12 protein-coding genes are annotated in these 11,784 nt (G+C 61.6%); 7 read left to right on the top strand and 5 right to left on the bottom strand.

Annotated elements, in window-relative coordinates; genetic code table 11:
• Positions 1 to 197, bottom strand: a 197-nt coding sequence (locus IVB12_RS28405) for a hypothetical protein (RefSeq protein ID WP_247304048.1), incomplete at its 3' end; no start/stop codon positions are given.
• 400 nt (positions 198 to 597) lie between these two features.
• On the opposite strand from IVB12_RS28405, the gene IVB12_RS28400 reads away from it, so the two are divergent.
• From IVB12_RS28400 to IVB12_RS28375, 6 genes are all read left to right on the top strand, one after another.
• Positions 598 to 915, top strand: a complete 318-nt coding sequence (locus tag IVB12_RS28400) for a hypothetical protein (RefSeq protein ID WP_247299892.1) — start codon at positions 598 to 600, stop codon at positions 913 to 915.
• Complete coding sequence (locus IVB12_RS28395) at positions 912 to 1,172, top strand: hypothetical protein (protein WP_247299890.1); 261 nt, start codon at positions 912 to 914, stop codon at positions 1,170 to 1,172. Before IVB12_RS28400 ends, IVB12_RS28395 begins: the two co-directional genes overlap by 4 nt.
• A 50-nt stretch (positions 1,173 to 1,222) precedes the next feature.
• Positions 1,223 to 2,137: a tyrosine-type recombinase/integrase gene (locus IVB12_RS28390; protein ID WP_247304047.1), complete on the top strand. Its 915-nt coding sequence runs from the start codon at positions 1,223 to 1,225 to the stop codon at positions 2,135 to 2,137.
• A gap of 142 nt (positions 2,138 to 2,279) precedes the next feature.
• Complete coding sequence (locus IVB12_RS28385; RefSeq protein ID WP_247299914.1) at positions 2,280 to 2,867, top strand: hypothetical protein; 588 nt, start codon at positions 2,280 to 2,282, stop codon at positions 2,865 to 2,867.
• Positions 2,868 to 3,929, top strand: a complete 1,062-nt coding sequence (locus tag IVB12_RS28380) for an XRE family transcriptional regulator (RefSeq protein WP_247299911.1) — start codon at positions 2,868 to 2,870, stop codon at positions 3,927 to 3,929.
• Between the two features lie 175 nt (positions 3,930 to 4,104).
• Entirely contained in the window at positions 4,105 to 6,510 is a 2,406-nt protein-coding gene (locus tag IVB12_RS28375) for a hypothetical protein (protein WP_247299909.1), read from the top strand.
• 500 nt (positions 6,511 to 7,010) lie between these two features.
• Here IVB12_RS28375 and IVB12_RS28370 read toward each other — a convergent pair whose 3' ends face one another.
• The 3 genes from IVB12_RS28370 to IVB12_RS28360 form a co-directional block, all read right to left on the bottom strand.
• Positions 7,011 to 7,619 (bottom strand): hypothetical protein, encoded by a 609-nt coding sequence (locus tag IVB12_RS28370; RefSeq protein ID WP_247299906.1) that lies wholly within the window; start codon positions 7,617 to 7,619, stop codon positions 7,011 to 7,013.
• A gap of 1,243 nt (positions 7,620 to 8,862) precedes the next feature.
• The gene (locus IVB12_RS28365) at positions 8,863 to 9,510 is read right to left on the bottom strand and encodes a hypothetical protein (protein ID WP_247299902.1); all 648 of its coding nucleotides are present in this window, start codon (positions 9,508 to 9,510) and stop codon (positions 8,863 to 8,865) included.
• Positions 9,511 to 9,523: 13 nt separating this feature from the next.
• Entirely contained in the window at positions 9,524 to 9,838 is a 315-nt protein-coding gene (locus tag IVB12_RS28360; RefSeq protein ID WP_247299899.1) for a hypothetical protein, read from the bottom strand.
• A 241-nt stretch (positions 9,839 to 10,079) separates the two neighbouring features.
• Between IVB12_RS28360 and mobQ the strand changes: the two genes are divergently transcribed.
• The gene (mobQ, locus tag IVB12_RS28355; RefSeq protein ID WP_247299895.1) at positions 10,080 to 11,270 is read left to right on the top strand and encodes a MobQ family relaxase; all 1,191 of its coding nucleotides are present in this window, start codon (positions 10,080 to 10,082) and stop codon (positions 11,268 to 11,270) included.
• A 24-nt stretch (positions 11,271 to 11,294) separates the two neighbouring features.
• On the opposite strand, the gene IVB12_RS28350 is transcribed toward mobQ, so the two are convergent.
• Positions 11,295 to 11,784 (bottom strand): hypothetical protein (locus IVB12_RS28350; protein WP_247304046.1); only part of this gene is annotated, 490 nt, incomplete at its 5' end.

Here is an 11,784-nt window from a genome sequence, read left to right as displayed (position 1 = left end):
GGTTCACGAACGCCCGCAACGTACGTCGCGGTACTCAGAAGAAGGGCATTCTCCTTGCGGCACTCCCATGAAAGGTGACCGGCTCTCCTGACCTGTACGAGATATCGACAATCATGAGGGCGCAGCGGGTTTGAAGCTTCCGGCGCAGCGGAGGCATTCTGATCTTTGCGGTCTTCGTTCTGATTGGAGTTGGACATGTGAGGCCCCGGCATTTCCAGTTGCGAGGCCGTCTATGAATATCGCTCTTTGCCGAAAGTACAGAGCGGAGACCATTGGATAAGTGGGCCGGACCGGCAGACAGTATCTTGAAAAAGCTGAGAAATACTGCTACAAGGAGCAAGAACGACATCATAAAGACGGGAGAGACCCGTCACATGTGGAGGGGCATTCGCCACCCCAGTGAAGTCGATGGACTTCACTGGCCACATGTGAATACATTCTTAAAAGTAACCTAATGGAATTTGGCGGCTCGCCAAAGCCCGAATTGGCGGCAATTCACAGTTTCGTGAAGGAGCTGCCTAGGGTGTGGGCAGCCGCGGGGTGGCGTCTTCTGGGCTGTGATAATGACGCTTATCGGAGGTCAAGACGGAGTCGGTCATGGTGGCGCTGTTGGAGCAGATGCTCCGGGACGTGCGCCGGGAGATCGCCGCGATCGAGATGCGCTCGGCCGCGCGGACTGCTGGGCTCCTCGCCCTAATCCGGGATGGGGCCGACACCGCCGAGCAGGACCGGCTGATGTCGGAGGACATGCGCACCCTGGACGGCCTGCGTCAGGAACAGCGGGTGCTGAAGGAGGCCCTGGAACGCCCCGACCTCCCGGCGAGCGCCCAGGATCTGCTCGATCTCGCCGACGCGAAACTACGCCTTGTCCTTGAGGCCCGACTCCAGCTCCAGGACCTGAGGGGTCAGGGATGACCGTCGCGCCCGTCCCGGCCTCATCGCTCCTCGATGACGCGCTCGCGGACGCAGATCGGGAGATCGCCGAGACTGAGCGGCGGCGCGAACGGCAAGTTCACCTCCTCCACGGCCTCGACCCCGGCACGAAGGCGCGGACCTGCGCCGAGCGCCTCCTGTGCGAGATCGACTGGACCCTCTCAATCAACCACACGCACCGAACGCTCATCCAGAACCTGCTGGCGACCGAAACCTCCAACGACGTGGGTTCCCCGTGACCACCCTTCCTACCCCTGTCGCAGAGACCGCAATCGGCCCCGCGCTCGACTTGGAAGCGGTCGCCGCCCGCGCCGCCGGACTCGCTCGGCAGGCGCGCGCCGCTAACACGCTCCGCGCCTACGAGGCCGACTGGCGGGAATTCGCGGGGTGGTGCGCCGCCCGCGGCCTCGAACCGCTGCCCGCCGCCCCGGCCGTGGTCGGGCTCTACCTCGCCGACTGCGCCGACCGGCTGTCGCTCGCGACCCTCGCCCGGCGGGTGAGCAGCCTCGCCGCCCGGCACCGCCGGGCCGGGCTCGGCCTCGACGTGCGCCACCCGGCCGTGGCCGACGTGCTGGCGGGCCTCCGGCGCGAGCGCGGCTCCGCCCAGCGCCGCGCCGAGGCCCTGACCGTGCCGCGCCTGAAGCAGGTGCTCGCCGGGCTCGGCGACGGCCTCGCCGACCGGCGCGACCGCGCCCTGCTCCTGGTCGGCACCGCCGCCGCGTTGCGGCGCTCCGAGCTGGCCGCCCTCGACGTGGCCGACATCGCCGTCCTGCCCGAGGGCCTGCGGGTCACGATCCGGCGCAGCAAGACCGACGCCGAGGGTCGCGGCGCGGTGCTCGCGGTCGGGCGCACGGGACAGGCGACGTGTCCGGCCGCCGCCTACACGGCGTGGCTTGCCGCGACCGGGATCGCCGAGGGGGCGGCGTTCCGCGCCGTCGACCGTCACGGCCGCCTCGGCGGGCGGCTGTCCGGCAACGCCGTCGCGCTGATCGTCCAGCGCCGCGCTGGCGCCGCCGGGCTCGACGCGGCGGCCTATGCGGGCCACTCCATGCGGGCGGGGTTCGCGACCTCGGCCGCCCATGCCGGGGTTGGCGAGATCCGGATCGCTCACCAGACCCGTCACGCCTCGCTCAGCACCCTGCGCCGGTACGTCCGTGAGGGGGCCCTGTTCGCCGACAATCTCGCTGTCGAGATCGGATTGTAGCGCTTCCAGGGCTCTCGTCTGGGACGCCCAGGAGTCCAAAGCGTAAGGCCCGACAAGGAGTTGCGGCTCGGTTATTGAAACGGTTATATTTTCCGCCATATCCTTCCAAGGGCGCGACGTGCTGCCGGATGGAGAGGGCCTTATGGACGTGGAAGAAGACCAGTCGCGCCAGATGGCGATCATCGAGCCCCTGCTGCTCGGCATCCACGACGCCTTGTACGAGGCGGTCGCCACCTACAACGGTGACGGGTACTCGGATGCGGTTCGTGCGCAGCACAGTGATCGCGCTGCCGCGTGCTGCATCTACGACCACGCCGAACGAGCGCTGATGGACCGCTTCGACGGCACGCCTGGGGTGAACTTCCTGGATCGCCGGGGGCTTCACCTGCTCAACTACCGGGATCAGGCGCTGATCCGGGTCAAGAAGGTGAACGGGTTAGGCCAACACGCTAACTACCAGACCCTGCAACAGCAGGATTATGACGACGAGATGCCCCTCCTCGATCTGCCCGAGGCGGCCGTGCGTCTGTATGCGGGCTACCAAATGGATGCCGCCGGGGCCGCGATCGAGCGGGTGATGATTGTCAGGCAGATCGGCAAGGACGTGATCTGGACGGCGCAGGTCACCGCTACGGAAGCCCAGGCTGCGTGGGTGGACATCACGCCGGAGCGGATCCCTGACACTGGTCGGACCGACTTTGAGGCGGCGCGTGCGAGACGAGGACGCTAAGTGACCGACGCGGTCTTCAACGCTGACATGCTGAGACTCGCGCGTGAGGCGCGCGAGATGACCCAGGCTGATCTGGCGAGAGAGGCGTCTGTCACGCAGGCGCTCATCTCGAAGCTCGAACACGGCCTGATCGGCCAACCCTCCGACGAGGTGCTGGGCAACCTCGCGAAGGCACTCCGCTTCCCTACAGCCTTCTTCCATCAGCGCGAGCGCGCGATCGGGTTCCCCGCCTTTCACTACCGCAAGCGCACGAAGCTCGGCGCGAAGCCACTCGCGCGGATCGGTGCGGTCATCAACATCCGGCGTCAGCACGTGGCGAGGCTCTTGCGCTCCTACGACCTGGAAGTCGCCAAGCCGATCCCTCAGATCGACCTGGACGAGAGCGGCCTCACGCCAGAGAAGGTCGCCGAGCGGCTGCGCGCGTACTGGATGCTGCCGCGTGGGCCGGTCGCCTGCGTGGTTGATACGATTGAGCAGGCGGGCGGCATCGTCATCATGACGAGCTTCCACACCAAGCTTCTGGACGGCATCAGCTTCCGTTCGGAGGGCATGCCACCGCTCTTCTTCATGAACAAGGATGTTGCCGGGGACCGCTTCCGTTTCTCGCTCGCGCACGAGCTTGGACACATCGTTATGCACACCGTGCCTGACGACGATCAGAAGATGGAAGAGGAGGCGCACCGCTTCGCTGCGGCTTTCCTCATGCCTGCCTCGGATATCAAATCATATTTGATATCTCCTAAGATTACTGCTCTCGGTAGAGTGAAAGCGTACTGGAAGGTCTCTATAAAAAGCTTGATTAAAAGAACTTACGACCTAAAATTAATTACTGATTCTCAGTACAAAAACATGAATGTTCAGTATAATAAATCTTTCAACGAGGGTGAGCCATACGAAATACAGGTAGAAGAACCTTGGCGCCTTAGAGATATCATCAAGTATCACTGCAACGAGCTTGGATACAGCTTGTCTGACTTGGCGCGCCTTCTGGCTGCGAACGAAGCCGACGTTGAGCGCGCGTATCTCCCGCGCCAGGGCCTACGCCTCGTGGTTTCGAACTGAGTTTTGGGTCCCCTTCTACGTGACGAGGACGCGTGTCCAGTAGGCGTTGTCTCCGCCGCCCTCGACTACGAGAACCCCATGGGTGAGGATATTCACGACGCTGCCACAGCGCTTGCCACGGCATATGCGAACGGCGATGTCTACCGTGCATCGGGCATGGTCCAGCGGGAACATAATGTCTCTGTACAAAAAACTACAAGATGTCCGCAGCGAGGAAGACGTCAAAGATGTTTACATTCAGGCGTTAGGCTTGAAGAAATATACCAAAGGGCTAATTGATATTCGTACGAAGGAAATGTGGTTCGAGGCTAAACATCACGGCAAGGACTCAAGTTATAAGATGTTCACCCAGCTTCTGCATTATGTGCAGGATGGGTTGAATAAAGGGGACGAGTTACCACCGTTCCTGGCAGTAATGGATACTGAGAAGGCGGCTCTGATGAAGACCGCTGATGTTATTCCATTTTTGAAAAAGAAGACGATAAAATGGGGCAAGTCGGCTACTAAATTCCCGAAGGAGGCGCTCGACCAAGTATCCGCGTTCATTGGAACAAGGATGGTCTCGTTCAGGATAGCGACGCACGAAGATGAATTCATCAGTACTGTAAAAGCCGCTCTGACAAAGGGCGATATTATCCGCATTTCGATCACGCCAGATAATTTGAAGCAAGTTTTCGATAAATGGGTCGAGATGATCGGTCGGGAAATCGGCGGTGCTCCGGTAGATAAATATGCCCTTCTCTTTTTCGCCGACATCATGCATGACGGAACCAAGGCGACTCATGAAAACTTGCCGGCCGAACTTCTCCATCAAGGAGAAGCGCCCGTATTTTCCCTCGACGGTAAACTTTATAAACTAGGTAATCGTGAGGGTTACCGTCAGTTCTGGTCAATTTATCACCGCCCACCAGATGAGGAGTATCGCAATTACTTATTAGAGCGTCGCGACTCCCTAATCCCGCTAGACGAGCGTAGCTTCAAGGGCGCTTTCTATACTCCACTCCACGTGGTTGATAAAGCCTACGATAAGTTAGCCGACGTTCTTGGGAAGAACTGGCAGAAGAACTACATAGTTTGGGACATGTGCTGCGGCGTTGGGAACTTGGAAACCAAGCATTCCAACCCGCGAAACGTTTTTATGAGTACATTAGATCAAGCTGACGTCGATGTTATGAAAGCTACTAGAACCTGCGTTTCCGCCACTCGGTTTCAATATGATTATCTCAATGATGACATTACGGCTGATGGCAGAATTGACTATAGCCTCACCAACAAAGTGCCGCCCGCTCTGCGGCAGGCAATCGCCGAAGGTCGAAAGATCCTGATACTTATCAATCCGCCATATGCAGAAGCTGCAAACATAGATAACATCACAAGTTCTCGTGGGAAAAATTCAGAGAGCAAAAAAAGCGTTTCAAAGACGCAGATTGCTAAAACGATCAGTGATTTTGGATACGCTTCGCGCGAACTATTCGTGCAATTTCTAGTGCGGATCGCCAAAGAGATACCAAACGCTACCTTGGCTATGTTCAGTACCTTGAAATATGTAAATGCTCCAAATTTTGAGCCATTCAGGTCGTTTTGGAATGCATCTTATCTCGGCGGTTTCTTGGTGCCTAGCAAAGCATTCGATGGTCTAAATGGGAATTTCCCTATTGGCTTCCTTATTTGGGAAACCGATAATTCCGCAAAAAAGAAGACACCAATTACAAACATAGTTGCGGAGGTTCTTAATAAAAAAGGCGAAGCAATTGGCGAAAAGCAATTCTATAATCTACCAAGTGAGCGATTTCTGAGCAATTGGATTAAGCGGGCAAGGTCTAATAAGGATGACGCCCTGCCCTTGAAAGGCGCGCTCGTGCCAACGACTAGTATTAAAGATGTGCGTGGCACTAAATGGGCAGACGGAGCGATCGGCGGAATGATTGCGCCCGGTGGTGATGTTCAACACGCAAATCTTACCGCCTTGCTATCATCAGGGTACTGTAGCGCAGGCGGTTTTTTCGTCACCAAGGAAAATCTCTGGAAATCGGCAGTTGTGTTTGCGGTACGGCGTCTAGTTAAGCCGTCGTGGCTCAATGATCGGGATCAGTTCTTACAGCCTGATGAGCCTCTTACTGAAGAATTTAAGATGGACTGCTTAGTCTGGATGTTGTTCAGCACACAAAATCTGACGGCTGGCGCGAACGGATTGGAGTGGAATGGTCGCCAATGGAGTCTGGTCAATCACTTTATTCCGTTCACCGAGGCTGAAGTTAATGCACCTGACCGATTTGAATCAGATTTTATGGTTCAATACCTACATAAAAAGAAGTTTTCGGTTGAGGCTTCCGCAGTCTTACGAGCAGGTAAAATCCTTTGGCAAACGTATTTCTCCATCACCGATGTATATAGCGTTCGTCAAAGCCTCAAACTCAATCGCCCCGATGTTGGATGGTATCAGATCCGATCCGCTCTTGGTCGACGCGAGGAACAGAAAGACAAAATCGAAACCGAATTTGCTGTCTTTGACTCAACCTACGAGACGCTGACATCGAAGCTAGCACCGATGATTTATGATCTTGGCTTCCTAAAAACTTAGCGTGCAGCAGCGGCTCATGCTGGTAAGCAAGCAGGCGAGATCTCGGGACACGAGGCGGAGAGAGAACGTTCGTCTCCGCGCTGTCAATCTGCATAGGTATGGGCGCTTAGCGTACGTTTTCGAACATCCTCTGCGATGACCCCGAGTTGGCGTAGACGAAATACCAAAGGTCCAAACCGGGTGAACGACGACGCCTTCACAGATGAGCTGAGATCGGCCCTGGAGGCCCTGATCTCGGAAGCCCGTGCAGCAGGCCCAGGGCGGGTTGTGACCGCGGCCGAGCGCGCTGCGATAATCTGGGTCACGGACCGCCAGGAAGCCCCCGAGGCCGCCCGCCGCGATCTGCCGGTACCAGAGACCGCACGCCGCTTGCAGTAGGATCCCGGCCGCCCTGGCTCCTGTGGTGGGCGACGCGATCTCTCGTTCATGACGGACACCCGTACCCACGACGATCTACGAACTTACAGCCTCCCAGATCCGGACTGGTGCACAACTGCGGTTCAGCCGGCGAGCCGACGCCACCATGGGCGTGCTTTCCAGGCTTCCAGCTCGGCGCGGGCCTGGGCGGTCTCCGCTTCGGCTCTCTTCTCCAAAGCACTCAACTCTACCCGTGATTGAGCCGCTGCGGCATCGGCCAATGCTAATCGCGCTTGCAGCTCGCGCTCGCGACCCCCGGCCTCCTCAACGACCTGGGCGAGTTGCCGAGCGAGAGCGGCGACCTCCCCGACTAAGTGATCGGATTTCTCAGTCTCGGCGCTCCTGTCAGCTACCGCCTGCGACAGAGCTTGCTGCGCCTCTGTGAGAGCCCGCTCGAGCCGTTCGATATGGGCGGTTAGGAAGGCAACGAAGGTCCTTTCGAGAGGGCCTTCGACAGGAGGCTCAGCATCGATTTCGCTTTCATCGAGAGGGGTTTCGACACCTCTCTTGAGAGCCCGCTCAAACTCTTCGATAGGGATCTCTATCCGGGTCCTACCGTCGTTACCGGGGAGCCTACGCCAGCCCTGTCGGCGCACGAGCTGCCGAGCTGAAGCCGGTTTCAGAGAGAATGCTTCCTCGATCTCCGCATACGTCATGATGCGGGACGAAACCCCCTTCGACACCTCGCTCATGACAGCCCCTCGGTCACTCGGAATGAGACGGACGAGAGGGTGTGTCCATAACTCTTTCGAAAGGGTATCTGACCGCCCTTTCGAGACCCCCGTCGAGGGAGGGCTTACCGTAGCCGTGTTGACTGCCTGTGTCGGTACGGGGATGGTGGGCGAATGCCGGACTCGTGCCGGTTCGAGGAGATAACCGCCACGACGGCAACGTAGAAAAAGCAACGGCCCCTCAGGCGCCAACCTGAGAGGCCGTGGACCGATCTCATAGAGACCGGCGGGGGATCAAACACCTCCCGACAGTCTCACGAGCACCCTTAGGGGTCAAGACGGGACGCCAATCCCGTCAACGGTCTTGCTCGTTCTGTGGAAGGGTGTCGCCCGCTAAGGCGATGCTCGCTGCTGTGCCGTGGCCCGCAAGGGCTGGGACATGTTCGCTGAAGAACTTAGGCGCGCCGTCGAGGTTGCGCCCCGGGGCGCGCTGCCCGAGGTGGCGGCGCTGCTGTGGCGCGCCTTCGGGGCGGGCCAGGTGAGTGAGGCCGAGGCCGAGGCGCTGTCGGCGCTGATCGAGGGGCGGACGGTCATCCCGGCCGCGCCCGTGCCGCCGCGAAGGCCTGCTAGCTCCCGGCCGCGGAGCGACGCCCCGCCGGGCCGACCGTCCATCTTCCCCCCGAAACGCCATCAGCGCTCGCCGGATCGCGCTCGGTCACTAGAGCGACGGCGGACCTTGGCTGCCTCTGGTCCAATGCCCCCGGCGCTCGCGGCCCGGCACACGACTGGCGAACTCGCCGCGTTACGGATCATCGCCGACGAGGTGCGGGCGCGCGGCGCATGTGAACTGTGCGTGTCGGCCATCGCGGCGCGAGCCGGGGTGTCGGCCTCGACGGCACGCAACGCGATCCGGACGGCTGCCCGTTCCGGGCTTCTCCACGTCGAGGAGCGCCGCCTTCTCGGCCGGCGCAATGATCCCAACCGCATCACCATCGTGGATGCCGCTTGGCGGGCTTGGATCGCGAAGGGCGGCCGAACCGGGGGGGGTGCCTTCAAAAAACTCGAGCCCACGGACAGAGGATCTCAGAAAGCGCAATCTTGGAGCGGTCAGCGGCCAGCGGAAACGTCGCAAAGAGCTGCCGGGAGGCAGGGTCGGGCGAGGGCAAGGCCACCTTCCGATTCCGGACCGGGTCCGTCACGGCGAGTGCCATCCATGCGGTAGGCTCATGCACCCGATCGTCATTCCGAACGGCCCGCTGCGCACTCAGTAGCCGTCGAGCACGGCGTACTCGCCACGCGGGCCGAACCGCGGCGCGCTCAGGTCGATGCGGACGCACAGGCGCGTGCGCCTGTCATCGGACTGGCAGTTCGTCAGCACCACGCGGCCTGCGCGGCGTTGCCAGTCCTCGGCCCGCGCCTGGAGCGTCGGCAATGCGACGCGCAGGCGCTCGACTTCGGCGGCGAGGCGGGCGCGTTCCGCCTGACCCCAGAAGGTAGACGCGGCGACGCCGGCAAACTGTGCGCCGGTGGCGCCCAGCACGACGAGGCTCAGAACTGCGGTGAGGCGAAGTGTCAGCCGAGCCGTTGCCTGTCGAACCCCGTGCGTCGCTGCGTCGATCTCACCGCGCGCGTCGTGCAGCGCGGCCACGACCTCGCTGCGCAGTCGGTCGGCCCCGAGCGCGGAGACCGTCGTGTCCAACGACGCGACGCGGTCGGACAGCGTTCCGAAGGCCGGCCCGAGGGCCGACACGTCGAGGGTGAGGGTACGAGGTTTTGCAGCCGCCATCTCGGCCGCCTGTGCGGCCTTGAGCGTCCCCTGCATGTCCTGCCCGAGTCGGTCCACGTCGCGGCGGACTGCCTTGAGCGTGTCGAGCAACTCAATGACGGGGTCGGTTGAGTTCGCGCCGTCCATTGTCGGCAGGGTCCTACGAGTGCTCCGTCTCGGTGGGCGGAACAGGATCCTGTCTCATGGAGAAGATGTGCAGGCGGCCGAGAAGGTCGGTGACCCTTCGGAGGTCCACATCCGGAAGACCGTCGTTGTCGATGATCGAGACCAGCTGCTTGGCATTGGCAGGGCTGTCGTAGGCCCATCGGATCACAACAGCGCCGACGACCTTCGCCTCCCGTTCATCCCTGGCTTGGATTTCTGCCTCCACACGTGCGGTCTCAGCGGCAAGCGCCGTCAGCCTCTGTTCCGGGGTGCGCTTGATGCGCTTCGGCTTGGTCTCGGTCGTGTCCATGTTCGAAGCTCGCTTTTTGAGAGTTGCATTCGAGGGGCGGGCAAAGCTAGGGTTGAGTCCCGAAGGGCGCGGTTACGTCTCGGACTGCGTCCGACACCCGCGGTCCTCAGGGGCTGCGCCCCGCCGGACGGCTTCCCCCCAGTCCGGCGCTTAGGCGCCGGACGTCAGGGTTCCTCACCCTGAAACCGAGCCAGCGTCGGGCCGCTGGACCACGTATGTGCGCACAGGGCGCGGTGACGGGATGGCGCTGTACCGCTTCGAGCTGAAGGTGATCGGCCGCTCCGGCGGGCGTTCGGCCGTCGCCGCAGCCGCCTATCGCTCCGGCACCCGGATGGTCTGCGCCCGCCGCGGCCAAGTCTTCGACTACAGGCGGCGCAAGGGCGTCTCGTCGCGCGAACTCCTCGCTCCCCCAAGCGCACCGGCATGGGCTCGCACGGATCGCCAGAAGCTCTGGCAGATGGTGGAGGCGAGCGAACGCCGGGTCGACAGTAGGCTCGCGAAAGAGGCCGTACTCTCGTTGCCGCGCGAGCTGAGCGTCGAGGATCGCGTCCGGCTGGTCCGCGCGTTCGTCGAGCGGGAGATTGTCGCGCTCGGTCTTGTCGCGGACATCGCGCACCACGACGGACGGACGGGAAAAGACGATCCGGACGGCGGCAATCCGCACGCTCACGTGCTGATCTCGACTCGTCGCGTCGGTCCCGATGGGTTCGAAGGCAAGGAAAAAGCTCTCGACGCTCGAGACACCCTGTTGCATCTCCGTGAAGCGTGGGCTTCGCATCTGAACGAAGCGCTCGAGCGTGCCGGAGCGCCGACGCGGGTCAGCCACCTCTCGCTCGCGGCACAATGCGAGGACGCCAAGGCTGAGGCTGCCGATGCGCGCGCCAGCGGTGACACGGAGAAGGCGGACGAAGCCGACGCAGCGGTTTTCGTGCTTGATCGGAAGCCGGAGCCGAAGCTCGGGCGGGGACACCACCTCCGAACCCGCGCTGGCATTCAGACCGACCAAGGCGAGGCCGTAGACGCGCTCCGGATTGAGCGTGCCCGCCGACAAACGCTGACCGCGACCCTGCGCACGCTGCTCCGAAAGGCCGCGCAGTTTCGGTTGCAACTCGGCGACCGCCTGCGTCAAAGCTTGAGCGAAGGTGCCATGGCCTCGCTGCGGGATACCAACCTCGCGGTGTCGGTGGGTCGCTTGGCACGCGGCGAAGGGGAGCGCCTGACTCCCGATGAGCGCATCAAGGCACAGGAACGACAGCGCGCGTTGAGGCACGAACAAGCTGAGCGGCGCTTGGCTTTGGGAGATGGTGAGCAGGCCTCGGCACGTGAGCGCGACCTGCGTCGAGAGGAGATTGAGCGCCATCGTATCGAACAGGAGTTACTGAGGGTCCGCGCCGTGATGCGGCGAGATCGTGGACGTGGGATCGGCCGCTGAGCGGCCGATCCACGGGCCGGCGCGCTAGTCCCTGCCCCACCCATCGTTCCGAACCGGCTTGCGGGACTTGGGCTTGCGCTTCTGTTCGGCCTTCGGGGTGAGGTTCGGCGGCACCGGAGCCGGAGCCGGCTGAGGAACGACGGGAGCGGGCTTGGCCTCCGCGTCTTTCTTGGCGCGCGCGTCGATGATGAGATCGCCGATGGTACGGTCGAAATTCGGCCCGTCATCGACGTTCGGTGGGACCTTGCACCGACAGGTCAGACACCGGTCAACGCGCACCCGGATCCGCTCAAACGCGCGTTCGTCCTCGGGCGTGATTTCCTTGTTGTCACGCTTGAGGAGCCGCACGCGGTCCCAGGTATCGATCTCGAAATCCTCGATCTCGCATTCCCAGAGTTCGATCCGCACGTCTTCGGGAACGGGGACGCCCGCAACGTACGTCGCGGTACTCAGAAGAAGGGCATTCTCCTTGCGGCACTCCCATGAAAGGTGACCGGCTCTCCTGACCTGTATG

Source organism: Bradyrhizobium sp. 179, assembly GCF_023073535.1.
Classification (GTDB): Bacteria; Pseudomonadota; Alphaproteobacteria; order Rhizobiales; family Xanthobacteraceae; genus Bradyrhizobium.
This window is presented reverse-complemented; position numbering and strand designations above follow the sequence as displayed.